We start from the raw sequence: 17,254 nt of genomic DNA, 5'->3' as shown, positions 1-17,254 counted from the left end.
AAGGCTGATTATGCGACCTACACCATACCCACGCGCCACAATATAATATAGAAAACATTTTAAGAAAGGAAACGTATGGAAGATTTAAGTAAAAGATTAGTTAATAAAAGTGTCGAAGCTTTTATTATGGGGCTTGAAATATATAACAAACCTACAATTAAGTACAGAATTGAGGGTTTTAGTTTTTTTATCTGTAACGCCTGGGAATTAATGCTAAAGGCTTATATCATTAATAATAATGGTGAAGAATCAATATATTTTAAGGATAGTAAGGATAGAACGATATCATTAGAAAATGCAGTTGAGACAGTATTTCCAGATAAACATGGATCATTACGAAAAAATCTAATTCGAATTATAGAACTTAGGAATACTAGTACCCACTTCATAACAGAAGATTATGAACATATCTATGCCCCATTATTTCAAGCATGTGTTTCTAATTATATTTCTAAAATGCAAGAGTTTCACAATGAGGATATCACAAAACAAATTGCACAAAATTTCTTGACTTTATCAGTCCGCATCGACCAACTTAATCAAGAAGAAATTCGAGCCAAGTACTCTCCTAAAATGGCCGAACGTATACTCGCCGAGCAAGATAAAATTGAAAATGAAATATCTACTAATAATTCTGACTATGCTGTACCTGTTGAAACTCGATTTTATATCACTAAGCGAAAACAAGATGCTGATTTATTTGTTAAACTTGATAACACTGCGGAAACGAGTATAGGTATAGTTAGAGAGATTAAAGATCCAAACGCTATCTATCCATTAACTACTAGGGAAGTTATTAAAATTGTTAATAGACATCTCAAATCGAAAGGGATTCTATTAACAAAAATAGTAGGTGGAGAAAAACAAAAAAAGACGTTTACAACAAACGACTTACAACTTTTTAATACATTTTATGATATCAAGACAAATCAACGTTATTGCTACCATTATAAAATTGGTAATCGATACGGCTACTCTCAAATCCTCTGCGATTTTATAATTGAGGAAATCGAACGAAGTCCTGAAACGTTCGTAGAAAACTTGAAAAAAAGACAAAAAAAATAAGATAACCCCAGGCATATGTGAATTCTCGTCCATCGACTTACTCCCCTTTGGGAACACAACGTTAATCCTTCGCAAGTTATCTTGTTAATTCTATTATACCACGCGCGTGGGAAATGTAAAGTGTTTTGTTAGCTAACTGGTAAACTAACTTTAGAAAAAAACTCTCAAAAAACACTGTAAAATAAGTGTTTTTACCACTTAACAATTAAGCATATAATTTACCTATCTAACTGCTTAAAATCAAATACAGGGCAAACTGTGAAGCCCTGGCATGATTTAAACCACAATCTAAAACCTTTTTAATAATAGCTTGCCTGCTGATGTATTTTAGAAAGGTATAAATCATGAAAATAACTGAAGTTATAAAAAAAGACGGTAGTAAAGTCTACCGTGCTAGTGTTTACCTAGGAGTTGACCAGGTAACAGGAAAGAAAGTTAAAACTAAGGTAACGGGGCGAACACAAAAGGAAGTAAAACAGAAAGCCAATCAAGAAAAGATAGATTTTCAGAAAGACGGTTGTACTAGATTTAAAGCTAGTTCAATAGAAAACTATCAAGAGTTAGCTAATCTTTGGTGGGAAAGCTACAAGCATACAGTAAAGCCCAATACAAAAATAAACGTTAAAAGAATACTTAAGAACCACGTTTTACCTCTGTTTGGTGCTTATAAACTTAATAAGCTCACTACTCCACTTATTCAAAGTATAGTCAATAAACTTGCTGACAAAACCAATAAAGGGGAAGAGGGAGCATTTCTATACTACGATAGCATACACGCGCTTAATAAACGTATCTTACAGTATGGTGTTACTATGCAGGCGATACCGTCCAATCCTGCGCGTGATGTTGTTTTACCTCGTAACACTCAAAAAGCAAAGCGACAAAAGGTAAAACACTTTGAAAATGAAGAGTTAAAAAAGTTTCTTGGTTATCTCGATAATCTAGATTTAAATAAGTTTCGTTATTGTTATGAGAATACACTTTACAAGTTCTTACTTGCTACTGGTTGTCGTATCAATGAAGCTTTAGCTCTTTCTTGGTCTGATATAGATTTAGATAATGCAGTTGTGCATATCACAAAGACTTTAAACTATAAACAAGAAACCAATAGCCCAAAATCAAAAGCCAGCTATCGGGATTTAGATATAGATCAAGCGACTGTAACAATGCTTAAAGCTTACAAGGTTAGGCAAATCCAAGAAGCTTGGAAAATTGGTAAAACTGAAACCGTGGTATTCTCTGACTTTATCCATGAGTACCCTAATAATCGAACCTTACAAACTAGATTAAGAACCCACTTTAAACGGGCGAATGTAACTAATATAGGTTTTCATGGTTTCAGACATACTCACGCTAGTTTATTACTTAACTCAGGAATACCTTACAAGGAGCTTCAGCACCGTTTAGGTCATTCCACTCTATCAATGACAATGGATATTTATAGTCACCTCTCAAAAGAAAGCGCAAAAAAAGCAGTCTCATTTTATGAAACTGCACTAAAAGCACTATAAGGGGAGCAAAAAGGGGAGCAAACCCAGAAATCAACATTTTAAGACAAAGCAAAAAGCCCACTGTTGTAGGCTTTCTGTAAGATATTTCTTAAAATTAAAGCATTTTGTTGTAGAATTCAACGACAAGTGCTTCGTTGATTTCTGGGTTGATTTCGTCGCGTTCTGGCAAGCGAGTCAATGAACCTTCCAATTTTTCAGCATCGAATGATACGAATGCTGGACGTCCAAGAGTAGCTTCTACTGCTTCAAGGATTGCTGGAACTTTCAATGATTTTTCACGAACTGAGATTACTTGACCTGGAGTTACACGGTATGATGGGATATCAACGCGTTTTCCGTCAACAAGGATGTGACCGTGGTTTACGAATTGACGAGCTTGACGACGAGTAGTCGCAAGACCAAGACGGTAAACAACGTTATCCAAACGACGTTCCAAAAGAAGCATGAAGTTGAAACCTAGGATTCCGCCTTTGATTTTTGTAGCTTGTACGAACAAGTTACGGAATTGTTTTTCACCTACACCGTAAGTGAAACGAAGTTTTTGTTTTTCAGCCAATTGCAAACCGTATTCTGACAATTTAGAACGGTTGTTTGGTCCGTGTTGTCCTGGTACGTAGTTACGACGTGCCAATTCTTTACCTGTACCTGTAAGTGAAAGGCCAAGGCGACGAGCTTGTTTCCAAGATGGTCCTGTATAACGTGACATATGTATGTCCTCCTGATATAAATAATATTTGGCGGAAATAGTCACTTAGAAAGCCCTGATTCGTGCAGATGCCCTTCGCCTAAACAGCCAAGGTTACTTGTCATAAGACACCTGTTGACGAGCTTCATGCTTTCCTGCTGCTATTTCACACAAAGGCTATTATACCATGAAAAGCTAGATATGTAAAGGGATTTTACAGCTTTATTTCAAATTGAGGCTGAATGTAAATTTGCTTCCTAAGCCATATTGACTTTCTGCTGTGATTTCGCCACCAAGCTGATGGGCTAGTTCGCGTGCAATCGCAAGTCCTAATCCATGTCCACCTGTCTTCATATTGCGCGAAGTTTCTACACGATAAAGTCGTTTAAAGATCTTTTCCAAATCCTCAGGAAGGATTCCCTGACCCTCGTCTTTCACACTGATTCTCAGCTCTTGTTCTGTTAATTGGGCAAGAACCTCGATTCTGGTTCCTGGTTCTGAATATTTAAAGGCATTGTTTAACAAATTGACCAGAATGCGAGAAAGTTTGTCAGAATGGCTCTTGATTTTCGCCGACTCAGGTGATACTTGAATGTAAACATCTCGCTCCTCTTGTTCAATCTGGAGTTGAAATTCACTCATTGACTCAATCAACAGCTGATCTAAAAAGACCTCTTCGACTTCTTCATCAGCAGTATCTTGAGGTTGGGTGTTAAGAGTCAGAACATCCAATTCCTCCACTAGCTTGTTTAGACGCTCGGTTTGCCGACCAATCGTGGCTAAGTAGTGGAGTCGCTCCTCTTCCTTAATCACTCCATCTAGAATTCCCTCCACAGTAACCTGAATGGAGGTAATGGGAGTTTTAATATCGTGAGAGAGCTGCGCAATCATCATTCTCTTTTCTTGCTCGCTCTCATCAAGTGATTGAAAGGTGGCTTGCAAATTGTGGGACATGTCATTAAAAGCCTGGCCCAGCTCTTGAAATTCTAATGGTCCCTTGGTTTCAATTTCTGTGCTGAAATCCTTGCTTGCTATATCCTGAGCTTGTTTTTTCAAATGTTTCAGAGAAGAGAACACTGGCGACAAAAGAAAGATGCTCACTGCAGCGCCAATGAAACTAGCAATCAAGGTCATTCCAACGAGAAAGTAAACTTCACTTTTCTCGATCAACATCCGTTGGACTGCCCAGAAAACGACCAAAATCGTTAGTAGAGTCGACACTAGATACCCCACTAAAATATAGTTTTTTAATTTCATGTTCTACCTCTTGGTCTTTCCATCTTATAACCCAAACCCCAGACAGTTTTGATAGCAGGAGCATTTGAATTCGTATACTTGGTCAACTCTTGCCTCAAAGCATGGATATGAACATTGAGTGTATTGGTATCATCCACATAGTCCTCTTGCCATACCTTCTCATAAAGTTCCGTCTTTGAAAAGACTCTCTCGGGATTGCTGGCTAATATCCATAGAAGTTCAAAGGATTTTACTGTCAATTCCAAAGGTTGCTCCCCAATGCGAACCTCATGAGTCACATGGTTGATCACTAAGTCACCAAACTCGATCTGTTCTGTCTCTCCTCCACGGCTAAGGCGACGCAAGATATTATTCACTCTTAAAACCAATTCGCGTGGGCTAAAGGGTTTGACTATAAAATCATCTGCCCCCAAACTTAATCCATAAATCTTATCCTGTTCGCTTGTCTTAGCAGTTGTAAAGAGGAAGGGTTGATCCGGAGCGATATACTGAACTTCACTGATAAAATCATACCCGTCCATATTGGGCATCATGATATCTGTGATAATGAGGTCGATAGATTTTTTTCTGAAAAGCTCTAATCCCTCCTTGCCATCATGGGCGACCAAAACGTCGTAACCCGCCTGTATAAGATAGCGGTGTTGAATATCTAGAATATCTATTTCATCATCAACCAGCAAAATTGTCTTTTTCATCTGACACTCCTTCGATAAAAACAGTGTTATACTTGCTTTAGTATAACACTATTTTCTCTAATGTTTAAATGATTTGAATCTTAATCTTCTCGTTTGGTTGTCAAACCCAAAAGTCCAACAAGACCTGCCAAGGCTAGACCAAAGATACCAAGGCCTGCTGTAGCCGTTTTAGCTTCCCCAGTATTTGGTAGCATCGCTTTATCATCTTTTTTCATCATATTAGCCATTGGGCTAGAAGCTGGTTGATCTACTTTCATATCTGACATATGGTTATTTGTACCCATCACACCCTCAGTCGTACCTGTAGAGCCTGTTTCAGAAGGCTTCGTATTCATCTGACCTTGTTGAGATGGTATTGTCGCCATTTCTTTTCCACGAAGTTGAATCGTTACTTGACGAGTAGCAATCAGATTGGTCAAATCAGGTTTGCCATCTTTAGATCCATAGACTTTAACAGTAGCTAGGTATGTATGGGTTCCGTTAGCTCGAAGTTGATCCAGCAAGGCCTGACCATCTTTGCCAACCGTATTGCCATTCAAATCCACTTCGTAGAAATATTGACCTTTAGCCAAGCCTTCAAGTGGCAATAGAGCAGGATTTTTAGCTGTTCCGTTGTCGGACCATGGGGCTTTGTCTGAGGCTTTTAACAAGAGGCGAGTCAACATACCATCTCCACCAAAAGCTTCGTACGGAATAACTTGGTTGACACCAGCCAAGAAAGGTCCAGGAACCTTAGCCTTATCAAGGTAGCTAGCTGGAACATCAATCATGTCTTTGACATTGTTAACAACAGACTCTTTAACCTGATTTGGTGTGGTTAAGCCATTCAAATTAACAGTCAAATCTTTAGTCGCTACCAGATTAGTTAAGTCAGGTTTGCCATCTTTTGCACCGTACACTTTGATGGTTGCCTTATAACTTTGCGTACCATTTTGTTTCAAAAGGTCAAGAAGCTCTTTATCTGATTTTCCTTGGGTGCCTGCTAAATCCACTTCGTAGAAGTAAAGGCCTTTGCCCAATTTCTCTACTGGTGGGAGAGCGGGATTTTTAGCTGAACCATTGTCTGACCATGGAGCCTTGTCGGATGCTTTCAAGATAAGGCGTGTTAACATACCGTCACCGGCAAAGAACTCGTATGGAATGACTTGATTGACACCAGCTGTAAATGGTCCTGGGAAATTGGCTTTGTCAAGGTAACTAGCTGGGACATCTACTGTATCTTTTGTATTGTCAGCCACACCTTTTTGCACTTCAGCTGGGGTGGTCAAACTATTCAAGTTGACATCCAAATTTTTAGTCGCTACCAGATTAGTTAAGTCAGGTTTGCCGTCTTTTGCACCGTACACCTTGATAGTAGCTTTATAGCTTTGCGTGCCGTTTTGTTTTAAAAGATCAAGCAACTCTTTGTCAGATTTGCCTTGGGTACCTGCTAAATCCACTTCATAGAAGTAAAGACCTTTGCCCAATTTCTCTACTGGTGGAAGGGCGGGATTTTTAGCTGAACCGTTGTCTGACCATGGAGCCTTATCAGATGCTTTCAAGATCAGGCGAGTCAACATGCCGTCACCAGCGAAGAATTCGTATGGAATGACTTGATTGACACCAGCTGTAAATGGTCCTGGGAAATTGGCTTTGTCAAGGTAACTAGCTGGGACATCTACTGTGTCTTTGGTGTTGTCGGCCACACCCTTTTGCACTTCAGCTGGGGTGGTCGCTGGTTGCGCTTCACTGACTTCACGGTCTTGTCCAGAAACTGTAGACGCAGGACTTTCCACAGGTTTAACTGCATCTTCTGTTTGTTTCTTAGAGTCAGGTTGTGCTTGCACTTCTTCTTTTGGCACTACTGCAGGCTCTTTAGCAGTTGCGTCCGCTTTTTCTGAAGAGCTTGTGGTATCCACACTTGCTTTAGGTGTTGGAATAGACTGTTCTGAAGGAAGAGCTACATCGACTGCTTTTTTGAGAACCTCTGCTGGTAAGTCGCTCTTTTCACTCACCGAAGCAGCGTCTGGCACGACTTGGGCAGGAGTCGGATTGACGACATCAGCACGCGCAGAACTTGGTTGACCAACTAGGACAAAGAAGCCACTAGCCACAACAACTGAAGCAACGCCTACACTGAGACGGCGAATAGACCAACGAGTATATCTCTGATTTGGATTGAATTTCATAGGATTCTCCTTAGAGTTTTCTTTTTTTGATGACTCTAGTATAATCTCCTAAAATTAAAAAGGATTAAGAAAAAGTTAAAATTTTTCTTAAATCCCTCTTATAAAATACTTATATTGACTCGTTAATTATTAGGAAAGAGAGTAGCCTTTCCTCTCCTACTCACTCAGTTCAGCTAGAGTGTCCAAATGTTGGTTATTAATGACTGCCATGATGTAGGCATCTGCCTGCAAGAGGTCATTGGGTCCGAATTGGACATCCAGAGGAGCATTTTCGTAGGAACGAAAACCAAGTACATTGAGGTTGTATCGCCCACGTAAATCCAACTGACTGAGGCTTTTACCTACCCATGATTGGGGGATTTTCATCTCGACAATCGATACATTCTTGTCCAGCTGAAAGACGTCTACGCTGTTATGAAAGAGGATGGTCTGTGCTAATGAGCGCCCCATTTCAAACTCTGGTGAGATGACTGCGTCTGCACCAATTTTTTCCAACACCTTTTTAGCCGTATGGCTTTTGACCTTGGCAATAACGGTCGGCACTCCTAAACTCTTGCAGTGCATGACCGCAAGAACACTGGACTCCAGATTTTCACCTGTTGCGACGACTACGGTATCACAGGTGTCAATCCCCGCTGATAGAAGGAGTTCTTCATCCGTGATATCTCCAACTACTCCACGCGCCAACACTGATTCAAATTGATTAATGCGTTCCTCGTGGTCATCAATAGCAATGATATTCATGTCATGCTTGGCTAGGGCAGCCAAAACACTGCTCCCAAAAATTCCCAAGCCTAAAATTCCAATTGTCCGATCTGACATCGTTTTTCCTTTCTTATCCGATAGTGATATCTGCCTTCATATAGTGAATCGTATCTTTCTTGTCTGGCTGGTATTCCGCTACACTGACCAGTAGTGTCAAGGGACCAATACGGCCGATAAACATCAACAACATAACGATACTGAGGGCTAACTTACCTAACTCTGGTGTTAAATTTGCCGTCACCCCAACTGTTGCAAGGGCTGAAATGGTCTCAAACATGAGGTAGATAAAGCGCGGATTTCCCTCTGCTGTTATCCCTAGTAGGATCAAGCCCAGCAAGAATGTTAGCAAGAAGATAATAAAGACACTGAAAGACTTTTGTACGGTTCGGGGTTCAATGGTCCTCCGAGCCACATTAGCATGAGGCAAGCCCAATAGTTCACTGCGAGCAAAGACCAACAAGACAAAGAAGGTCGTAATCTTGAGCCCGCCTGCTGTCCCTCCAGGTGCCCCGCCCAGAAACATCTGCAAGATGTAGATCAGTAAGGTAACTGGTCTAGCCTGGGTGTAGTCAATGGAAGCAAAGCCTGCCGTTCTCATACTGACTGTCTGGAAGAAACTAACCAGCAGTTTCTCTGGAGCGCTGAGATTTCCAATCGTCCCAGGATTATTCCACTCAATTAAGAGAGTCGATACTGTTCCAAAGAGCAGAATTCCCGCCGTTAAAAAGAGAACCAGCTTGGTATGGAAACGCAGGCGGCGTTTTTTCTTCTTCCCAAACTGGGTCGCTAGGTCAAACCAGACCATAAATCCTAGACCACCAGTGATAATCAAGCCTGCAATCACTAGATTGATCAAGGGATCCGTTTGAAAGGCTACCAAACTCGTACTTCCAAAATTATCAAATCCAGCATTACAGAAAGCTGAAACAGCCAAAAAGATAGAGGTTAGAATCCCTCGCCCCCAGCCAAATTCGGGGATAAAGCGAAAACTCAAGAGAAAGGCACCAATTCCTTCCACCAAAAAAGTCGTCAGAAAGATTGAGCGGATGAAGTCCTTTAGAGACTGGGTTTCTCCATAACTGAAACTTTCTTGAATAGTCTCACGACCACGAAGGCTGAGCTTTTGCTTGCCTTGGATATAAAAGATTCCGATAAAGGTCATGAGCCCCAAACCACCAATCTGGATCAAAATCATACAGATCAACTGGCCCCAGATATTATAAGTCGAAGCCACTGGCAGAGTGAAAAGCCCTGTCACACAGACCATGGACACGGTCGTAAAGAGATGGTCAAAGTAGGTCGCTTGTGACGTTTCTGCTTGCACAAAGGGGAGACTTAAAAGGAGAGAACCCAAGAAGATTACTAGGGCAAAACTTAAAAAGATGCGACGGGCTGGCGACAAGCGTCCCAGTATCGTCTTGATTTTTTCCAAAAAAGATTTGAATAACATAACTACATTCTACCATAAAAACAGTCAGAACACTCACATGTGGTGCACAATGGCAAGACAGAGTTCGAGTGCCTTATCAAAAGCTTCTGAGCCCCAGTCACGACTGTCGTAGTTGTCCAGATCCGCTAAGGAATCTGCAGTAAAGAGCAATTCTCCCCAGACAACACCACGTAGCTGAGCCACTGCCGCAAGAGCCGAGCACTCCATTTCCACAACAGCGCAGCCTTCTTCCTTGCGATAGGCAACCTTTTCAGCCGTCTCTCGGTAAAAACCATCTGTCGTCCAGGTCATAACTTCCTCATAAGGAATGCCTCTTTGCTCCAAAACTTGCTCAATGGCAGAGACAGCCTCAATCTGCATCTCCATATAACGAGAAGGCGCTACATAATGGTAGCTGGTCCCCTCATCTCGCAGAGCGCGAACAGGGACGAGAAAGGCATTTTCCTCTATATCGGCTAGGACGCCACAGGTTCCAGTGGAAATGATTTGCTCCACACCATAGCCAATCAACCAATCCATAAACTGGGCAGCTGGGGCAGAACCCACGGGCGCCTGGGTTAGACAAATCGTCTCACCCTTGTAGTTGATGACATAGACTGGATAAGCCTTGGTGGCAGAAACGAACTCACCAACACAGTCCGCTCCTGCTTCCTGAGCGTAGCGGTCAATCTCTTCCTCCAAAAATGCATAGATGCACTTTTTTGGCAACTTTAAGTCCAATCCCTCATGTGTTGGCATAAGGACCGCCTGGGGATTGTCATCAAACTCCAAAATGGGAATCGCATGTTTCTGAATCATAGCCCACCTCCTCTAATTTTGTACTATTGTATCAAAAGCTGACGAAGTGTCAAGGAGTTGTCTTTAGCAAGCCAGAAAACTCCTCTTCCATACATTTAAGAAATCGTTGCTCTGCTGGAGAGGTCGGTTTCTGTTTTAGTAAAGTGATTGAGAACTATCACCAAAATAGCAAATTCAACAATAAAAAAGCACGAATCTGCATCAGGCAATATATACCCTTTTATATTATCTTGTGCAAGAAGCCAAACCAATAGAATCTAGCCTCCATTTTGTCTAGGCCTACTCTATTTCCACAAAGCACCCAAAATCTGTTTTTCTAATAAGTCTAGGTCCTCTTCCTTTATTTCTCCGTTGTCGCTAACGATATAAAGTTGAGCGAAGTAAGCCAACAATGGACCAACACAAATACGAACCATTTGAGGAATCGTTATCTCTGGATTTACACGTGGATCTGCTAGCAATTCCTTATGAAGCACTCGAAGTTTATCTTGAATAGCATTCCAGATAAAAATCTGTTCATTTTTTAGTTTCTTATTTGAAAAACTCTCCTGCAGAATGATTTTCATCAAAGCACGATTTTTTTTGAGATAGCTCATACGATCGTGGACGAGATAACGAACCCTCTCTTCTGTCGTTTCAAAAGCTAAGAGTTCCTCAAAAAAACTACCGAAAATGCTTGGGACTACAGGATGTAAAATAGCCGTCAGTAGATCATCCTTCGTCTTAAAATACTTAAACAAAGTTGCCTGGCTTAGTCCAGCACGCTCAGCTATGTGAAGAGTTGAGGTCCCATGGTAACTCCTAGTTGATATGAGATCCACTGCTGCCTGCATGATTTTTTTCTTTCCTTGAGGGTAATTCGCTTCTTCTAAGTAATCTTCAAACGATTCAAAAACAGTCTTATCCATCTAATCTTCACACCTTTTTAGCATTATTTATGTTGATTTCTAAACTTTACGATAACGACGCAATCCAACAATATTGAGAATTGTTAAAATGATCAAGAAAATCATTAAAACACCAAGATTTGGCAAAATATCACCAAGATTGTGTCCGTAAAGAATAATCTGGCTTATTGCATCACCAGAATAGGTTAATGGCAAAAATTTCCCCACAGTTGGAGCCCATTCTCCCATGGATGACAATGGAATAATTCCTGAGAAAAAAAGTTGGGGCATAATCACGAGAGGAATAAATTGCATCATTTGGAATTCTGATTTTGCTAGAGTAGACAAGAGAATTCCAAAAGCTAGTGCTACAAGAGCCAGTACCACATTAACTATTATAACATTTAAAATACTTCCTACAACTTCTACATCTAGTAGCCAAATTGCTGCTAAGACGACAACTGCCGTTTGAAAAATCGCAATAATACCGTAAGACAACATATAGCCATAGACGATTTCAGATCGTTTCACTGGTGTTGCTAACAAACGTTCTAGTGTTCCACTGGTGCGCTCTTTCAAAAGCGCCATACCTGAAATCAAAAAGACAAAGAAGAAAACTACAAAACCTATCAAAACCGGAATCATACTGGTAAAGAAGCTTGTATTTTCATCTCCATACTGATAAGACTCCTTGATTTCTGGTGTTTTTGCGTCCGAGTCCAATTGTGGAAGAGCTTGTTTGACACGAGATAGTAACTGATCGGTGCCTTCACTGGCGATACTTGTTCGTAACACTTGTCGTATCATAGATGTCTTGGAGGCATCTGTATTTGCGTAGTCGACCTGATACTCACCGTCTTTATAAGAAATCACAGCATCGACTTTTTCATTTGCTAGCGCTTCTTTGGCCTGATCTAAGTCTTGATAAGTCTCGATGTCCACATGATCAAGCTCATCCATTTTCGTTACCAAACCAGTTGGTAGATCTTGTGTCGCTAACTTGACATTCACGGTTGTACTAGCTGAAAACATGAGGTTCATCAACCACATGATAAAAACAGGTGCTATAAACATCAGGGCTAGAGTTCGTTTGTCACGAAGTAATTCTTTGATGACTTTTTTTGCAATCGCTATTGTTCTCATTTTACTCACCTTCTGCTTTTAAAAATACTTCTTCAATACTTGAAACTTGATAACTTTCTTTTAAGTGTTGCGGTGTATCAAAAGCAATGATTTTTCCGCCTAATAATAAGCCGACCTTATCCGTCAACTCTGCTTCATTCATAACATGGGTAGTAACTAATATCCCTACCCCATTGTCTCTAAGCGCGAATAATTCTTTCCAGATTTTCTTTCGAAGAGAAGGGTCGATTCCAACTGTCGGTTCGTCCAAAATCAAGAGTTGAGGATTTCCCAACAGCGCGATAGCAAGAGACAAACGCCGTTTCATTCCTCCAGAATAACCAGATACCGCCTTGTTTAAGTAGTCTGTCAGATCTACTACTTGAGCTATATGAGCAATTTCCGCCTTTAGGTCTTTTTTAGAAAGCCCCTTTAGCTGACCAAAAAATTCCAGATTTTCTTGACCAGACAAGGACTCGTATAAAGCATCTGATTGGGCCATATAGCCAATATCTCCTAAAATATGACGATTGGGCATAGTGTGATTTAACACTAAAGCTAGGCCTCCATCAGCCTTTTCCATTCCTAACGTAGTCTTAATCATAGTTGATTTACCAGCACCAGACGGACCAATTAATCCTATAATTTCTCCTAGCTGCAATTCAAAGCTGACATGATTCAGAACTATTTGTTGGTCAAAAGATTTTACTAAATCTTGTAAATGTAGCAATTTTTTCATATGCTTCCTCCTAGGTGAGTGGGTACTCACTTTTTAAATCACAGAAGCTATTATAGTGAGTAATCACTCACTTGTCAAGAGAAAGGGTTAAATTCTTTAAAAAAATAAAACACCAGATTCGTATCTGATGTTTATGATGCACATGTCTTATTTCTAAAAATGTTTTTGAACTTCCTCTCTATACTCCGAAATGGTCTTTCCTGTCCACTTTTTAAAGGCCTATTCTTCCTCTACTTTTCTCAGCCAATCCTACCATCGTCATTGCTATCGCAACTCTAATGACCTTGGCGATGGAAATTCATTTTACTCATTTTTATATGAAACAGACTAAGAAATTTTCAAGACCTAATTGGGAGTTGTTTTAGCTACAATCCATCTCTCAAACACAAAAACTCTCCCTTCTCTTTCGAGAAAGGAGATTCTTTTTTATCCTTGTCCGCCAGGGGCTGGACCGCCGCCTTGAGGGCCTCCATTTGGTCCACCGCCACCAGGCATAGAGTTGACGATTTCCGTTTGTTTTTCACCATTTAGATAGATATCTCCACCTGTGTAGGTCGCTGTCCCATCAAAGTCAAAACCTGTTTGACCAGTCATTTTAATGGTTCCGCCTGTGACCGTCACGTTCCCGTTTGAGTCGATTGGGTCTGTGTCTCCTTGACCGACTTCTACTGTCAGGTTCCCACCGTTCATAGTGAAGAAGATTTCACTCTGTTGGGCATTTTTATTAGCTGCATTGACTCCATCATCTGTCGAATAGATGGTAATGTCCCCACCGTTGATAGTGATTGACTTACCTTCAAGTCCTTCTGTCGAATTCTTGACGTTGTAGGTACCACTATCGATAACCAAATCACCTGATGCGTGGATGCCATCTTCTTTGGCATCGATGGTCATAGTCGTACCAGTGATGTTGAGTTCATCATTGACATTAAAGGCATCGCCAACTGCTGTGATGTTATAGGTTCCGCCCGTGATGTGGAGAGTGTCATTAGCCTTGATACCGTTGTTCTTCTTGCCATCTACATTGAGAGTTCCTTTCCCGTTGATGGTCAAATCCACCTTAGAAAAGAAAGCTGCATCAGCTTTTTCGTCGCTGTTGGAGCTTGAGTCAGAGAGACTGTTGGTGGTTCCTTCTGCCAAAGTCAGATAGACATGACCGGCTGATGTCGCAGAAATTGCTGCATTGGCATTGGTCATGGTCGCACCTTTTAGGACTAGATGAACATCTGCCGACTCATCTGCCTCGACCTTGATCTGCACTCCGTCAGACTGACCTGAAATCACATAGGTTCCAGATTTTGCGATGGTCACGGTTGATTCAGAGACTGTCACCCCATCTCCAGAGACGTTTGCTGATAAGCCAGATAGTTCAATCTTAGAAGCTGTGCTTTCGTCATAAGAAGTATCATTGTCCTTCTCTGTAAAATAGGATAATTGATTTGTCTTTGTTGCAGTTGTTGTGGCACTATTTGTCGTTGCATTGGTATTGGATGTAGTTGTTGACTGGGCACATGCTGCCATCAGCACTATTGCCGTTAAACTCGTTGCGAGTAGGGTCCATTTTTTTGATTTCATACCTTTTTCCTCTCCTTCGTATGATATAGCTAGACAGTCTACAGAAGATTCCTGAAACGAAACTAAAACTTTTCTGAAAGTTTCCTTAAATTTAGTTTGGATTAGATTTCGCCTAGTAATTTTTAGAAAGGACTGCTAAAAACAATTTTTGAACGCTAAAATACCTTTAATAGATTTTTTAAACCAAGATTCCCCAGTGCGATATCTCCTTGACCAAGAAAGCCAAAAAGAAGAAAAATTTATAAGACTAAAGCTCATAAAAAGAACAGCCCAGGCTGTTCTTTTTAGTTTTCTTTTACTTGGATTTCCTTGATAACACGCGCAGGATTGCCAGCTAGGACGACATTGTCTCCAAAGGACTTGGTAATCACGGCCCCCGCTCCTGCCACCACGTTATTTCCTAATGTCACCCCAGAAAGGACAATAACCCCACCTCCAGCCCAGAAATTATCTCCAATGGTGATGGGCTTGCCGTATTCGACCCCTGAATTGCGTTCATGCGGATCCAGTGGATGGAGTGGGGTTAAAAACTGACAGTTGGGGCCAAGCATAGCGTTGTTCCCGATGCGAATCGGACAAACATCCAGCATGGTCAAGTTCCAATTAGAATAAAAATTTTCCCCTAGATGGATATTGACCCCATAATCGACCACCAGACGTGGATTGACATAGAGATTTTGCCCAGTTGAGCCAAACCAAGTCTTGATGATTTCAGCTCCCTTCAAGGGATCCTCTTCCTTGTTAAAGGCAGCCTGTTTTTGGCGAGAAGCCTGCGCCAAGACCCGTAATTCTGGGTCCGACGGACGGTAAGGCTCCCCTGCTATCATTTTCTGGTATTCGCTAGCCATCTTATCACCTCATACTTACTTTGGCCCCATCATATCAAAAAGCCTCCGAAAGGTCAAGAATGGCCTGCTTTCTAGACTCTCGAAACGAATCCCTCTCCTAAGTCAAAACAACTTGCTTGACAAAAGCTTGACTTCATGGTTTAATATACCCCATAAGGGTATATGTGGAGGTGCCTATGTTTCACTTATTATTTACAAAAATTGACAGTATTTCTACCAGCGAGTTAGAAGCTAAACTTAAGGAACCGATTCAGCTACTGGATGTTCGGACGCCTATGGAATTCCGTAGAGGTCATATCAAAAATGCCAAAAATGTTCCTTTAACGGAAATCGGTTCTTACACACCAGCGACAAAAGAAACACTCTATGTCATTTGTCATTCTGGTGTACGAAGCAAACTAGCTGCGAAAAAGCTTAAGAAAAAAGGCTACGATGTCATCAATGTCCGAGGCGGTATGAGCGCTTGGACAGGTAAGGTCATCTAGAAGTATAAAATAATTGGCTACACAGCCTTGAACCTTATCGAAGGTCTGAGCGACAATATCCAAGGTGTCCGCTCGAAGACGATCTGACTAAGGGCAAATAATCCCTAGATGTGCGGACAAGTGGCGAATTTCAGGGGAGCTACCCAAGGTCGATACCATCCATAACCCCTAAATGAACTAAGGGAGATCTTGGGTGAACCAGACAAGAACCAAGCCTACATCCTTAGCTGCCACAGCGTTTTGCGCAACTATATCACAGAGCGTATCCTCCAGCAGGCAGGATTTGCCGTCCAAAACCTTGATGGCGCTTATTCACTATATAAAATGGCTAATCCAGAAGGAGTCGAATATGGAAACGAGTATCAGCATGGCTGACTTTTATGAAAAATACCTAAATGAAAATCTAAACCTTATCGATGTACGTGAGGTGCATGAATTCCAAGCAGGACATGCACCAGGAGCAAGAAATCTTCCGTTAAGTACCTTGGAGCAAGGTTACAAAGAACTCAAACCCGACCAGGAATACCATGTCATCTGTCAAGGTGGAGTCCGTTCCGCATCTGCTTGTGAATTTCTAAGCGCCCAAGGCCTCACCGTTATCAATGTAGAAGGTGGTATGAATGCTTGGCCCGGTCAAGTAGAATAAGCAAAAAACCGATTAAGGAACTTAATCGGTTTTTTCATTTCTGCAACCCACTGATATAGGGCTCGTAGCCCGTCGCTTCTAAAAAACGAAACACATTGATGGTATCTAAAAAGAGGTTTTCTCATTGGTATTGGGGGAACTCATCCGTTTGTCTGACATGATTTTTTTATCGAAATAGACTTAAATGACTTTGTCTGCATTGTTTATCAATAGCAAATTAGTTTACTTCCGTTTAATCAGGTATCGGATGGCCTTTTCTAGGCGTTCCTTTTGAGCCTCGGGGTCATCTAATGGTTGGTTGATGCAGTCAGTGAGATTTTCAGTAATGATCATCTCAATCACGCGCTCAACGCTAGATTTCACTGCTGTCAACTGCGTAACAATATCTGCGCAGTCACGATCTTCTTCAATCATCTTTTGAATCCCACGCAACTGGCCCTCTGAACGTTTCAGGCGTGTGATATACTTTGAGTTTGTCATTAATTTATCCTTGGTCACTTTTTCTTCATTATATCTCGAATAAGGGGCTTTGTCAAAATTCACTTCCTGTCTGTATTT

General features: G+C 41.1%; 17 protein-coding genes and 2 pseudogenes. 6 read left to right on the top strand and 13 right to left on the bottom strand.

Going from position 1 to position 17,254, the window contains the following annotated elements; all coding sequences use genetic code 11:
* Positions 1 to 75 precede the first annotated feature (75 nt).
* Together M1F65_RS07965 and M1F65_RS07960 are read left to right on the top strand one after the other, a co-directional pair.
* Entirely contained in the window at positions 76 to 1,065 is a 990-nt protein-coding gene (locus tag M1F65_RS07965) for a DUF3644 domain-containing protein (protein WP_247925756.1), read from the top strand.
* Positions 1,066 to 1,409: 344 nt separating this feature from the next.
* Positions 1,410 to 2,576 (top strand): tyrosine-type recombinase/integrase, encoded by a 1,167-nt coding sequence (locus M1F65_RS07960; protein ID WP_247925755.1) that lies wholly within the window; start codon positions 1,410 to 1,412, stop codon positions 2,574 to 2,576.
* A 94-nt stretch (positions 2,577 to 2,670) separates the two neighbouring features.
* Here M1F65_RS07960 and rpsD read toward each other — a convergent pair whose 3' ends face one another.
* The 10 genes from rpsD to M1F65_RS07910 form a co-directional block, all read right to left on the bottom strand.
* Positions 2,671 to 3,282 carry a 30S ribosomal protein S4 gene (gene rpsD, locus M1F65_RS07955; RefSeq protein ID WP_000092756.1) on the bottom strand — a complete coding sequence of 204 codons (612 nt, stop codon included), beginning with the start codon at positions 3,280 to 3,282 and terminating at the stop codon, positions 2,671 to 2,673.
* 201 nt (positions 3,283 to 3,483) lie between these two features.
* Positions 3,484 to 4,518 (bottom strand): sensor histidine kinase, encoded by a 1,035-nt coding sequence (locus tag M1F65_RS07950; RefSeq protein WP_000769387.1) that lies wholly within the window; start codon positions 4,516 to 4,518, stop codon positions 3,484 to 3,486.
* Positions 4,515 to 5,213 carry a response regulator transcription factor gene (locus tag M1F65_RS07945; protein WP_033583600.1) on the bottom strand — a complete coding sequence of 233 codons (699 nt, stop codon included), beginning with the start codon at positions 5,211 to 5,213 and terminating at the stop codon, positions 4,515 to 4,517. Before M1F65_RS07945 ends, M1F65_RS07950 begins: the two co-directional genes overlap by 4 nt.
* 80 nt (positions 5,214 to 5,293) lie before the next feature.
* On the bottom strand, positions 5,294 to 7,381 hold the full coding sequence (locus M1F65_RS07940; RefSeq protein ID WP_000671340.1) for an SSURE domain-containing protein: 2,088 nt from the start codon (positions 7,379 to 7,381) through the stop codon (positions 5,294 to 5,296).
* A gap of 156 nt (positions 7,382 to 7,537) precedes the next feature.
* On the bottom strand, positions 7,538 to 8,203 hold the full coding sequence (locus M1F65_RS07935) for a potassium channel family protein (protein ID WP_001283887.1): 666 nt from the start codon (positions 8,201 to 8,203) through the stop codon (positions 7,538 to 7,540).
* Between the two features lie 13 nt (positions 8,204 to 8,216).
* A complete protein-coding gene (locus tag M1F65_RS07930; protein ID WP_000897923.1) occupies positions 8,217 to 9,596 on the bottom strand; it encodes a TrkH family potassium uptake protein in 1,380 nt (459 codons plus the stop codon).
* A 33-nt stretch (positions 9,597 to 9,629) separates the two neighbouring features.
* Positions 9,630 to 10,394, bottom strand: a complete 765-nt coding sequence (locus tag M1F65_RS07925) for a nucleoside phosphorylase (protein WP_000615016.1) — start codon at positions 10,392 to 10,394, stop codon at positions 9,630 to 9,632.
* A 284-nt stretch (positions 10,395 to 10,678) separates the two neighbouring features.
* The gene (locus M1F65_RS07920) at positions 10,679 to 11,302 is read right to left on the bottom strand and encodes a TetR/AcrR family transcriptional regulator (RefSeq protein WP_000361929.1); all 624 of its coding nucleotides are present in this window, start codon (positions 11,300 to 11,302) and stop codon (positions 10,679 to 10,681) included.
* Between the two features lie 39 nt (positions 11,303 to 11,341).
* Positions 11,342 to 12,424 carry an ABC transporter permease gene (locus M1F65_RS07915; RefSeq protein WP_042901945.1) on the bottom strand — a complete coding sequence of 361 codons (1,083 nt, stop codon included), beginning with the start codon at positions 12,422 to 12,424 and terminating at the stop codon, positions 11,342 to 11,344.
* A 1-nt stretch (position 12,425) separates the two neighbouring features.
* Positions 12,426 to 13,142, bottom strand: coding sequence for an ABC transporter ATP-binding protein (locus M1F65_RS07910; protein WP_042901944.1), 717 nt, complete (start codon positions 13,140 to 13,142; stop codon positions 12,426 to 12,428).
* A 230-nt stretch (positions 13,143 to 13,372) separates the two neighbouring features.
* Here M1F65_RS07910 and M1F65_RS10090 point away from each other — a divergent pair.
* Positions 13,373 to 13,507 (top strand): annotated as a pseudogene (locus M1F65_RS10090) (low temperature requirement protein A); the annotation flags it as partial.
* 61 nt (positions 13,508 to 13,568) lie between these two features.
* Here M1F65_RS10090 and M1F65_RS07905 read toward each other — a convergent pair.
* Together M1F65_RS07905 and M1F65_RS07900 are read right to left on the bottom strand one after the other, a co-directional pair.
* Entirely contained in the window at positions 13,569 to 14,717 is a 1,149-nt protein-coding gene (locus M1F65_RS07905) for a carbohydrate-binding domain-containing protein (RefSeq protein WP_247925754.1), read from the bottom strand.
* A 284-nt stretch (positions 14,718 to 15,001) separates the two neighbouring features.
* The gene (locus M1F65_RS07900) at positions 15,002 to 15,565 is read right to left on the bottom strand and encodes a sugar O-acetyltransferase (RefSeq protein WP_042901942.1); all 564 of its coding nucleotides are present in this window, start codon (positions 15,563 to 15,565) and stop codon (positions 15,002 to 15,004) included.
* A gap of 176 nt (positions 15,566 to 15,741) precedes the next feature.
* On the opposite strand from M1F65_RS07900, the gene M1F65_RS07895 reads away from it, so the two are divergent.
* The 3 genes and pseudogenes from M1F65_RS07895 to M1F65_RS07885 all read left to right on the top strand — a co-directional run bounded on the left by M1F65_RS07895 (position 15,742) and on the right by M1F65_RS07885 (position 16,696).
* Positions 15,742 to 16,050, top strand: coding sequence for a rhodanese-like domain-containing protein (locus M1F65_RS07895; protein WP_000468869.1), 309 nt, complete (start codon positions 15,742 to 15,744; stop codon positions 16,048 to 16,050).
* 9 nt (positions 16,051 to 16,059) lie between these two features.
* A pseudogene (locus M1F65_RS07890) lies at positions 16,060 to 16,425 on the top strand (rhodanese-like domain-containing protein); the annotation flags it as partial.
* The gene (locus tag M1F65_RS07885) at positions 16,400 to 16,696 is read left to right on the top strand and encodes a rhodanese-like domain-containing protein (protein WP_000450169.1); all 297 of its coding nucleotides are present in this window, start codon (positions 16,400 to 16,402) and stop codon (positions 16,694 to 16,696) included. The pseudogene M1F65_RS07890 and the gene M1F65_RS07885, both read left to right, overlap by 26 nt.
* Before the next feature lie 222 nt (positions 16,697 to 16,918).
* Here the strand turns inward: M1F65_RS07885 and M1F65_RS07880 are convergent, their stop codons facing one another.
* The gene (locus M1F65_RS07880) at positions 16,919 to 17,176 is read right to left on the bottom strand and encodes a metal-sensitive transcriptional regulator (RefSeq protein WP_002880547.1); all 258 of its coding nucleotides are present in this window, start codon (positions 17,174 to 17,176) and stop codon (positions 16,919 to 16,921) included.
* Positions 17,177 to 17,254 lie beyond the last annotated feature (78 nt).

The sequence above is a fragment of the Streptococcus oralis genome, from assembly GCF_023109195.1.
Lineage (GTDB): Bacteria > Bacillota > Bacilli > Lactobacillales > Streptococcaceae > Streptococcus > Streptococcus oralis_BV.
This window is presented reverse-complemented; position numbering and strand designations above follow the sequence as displayed.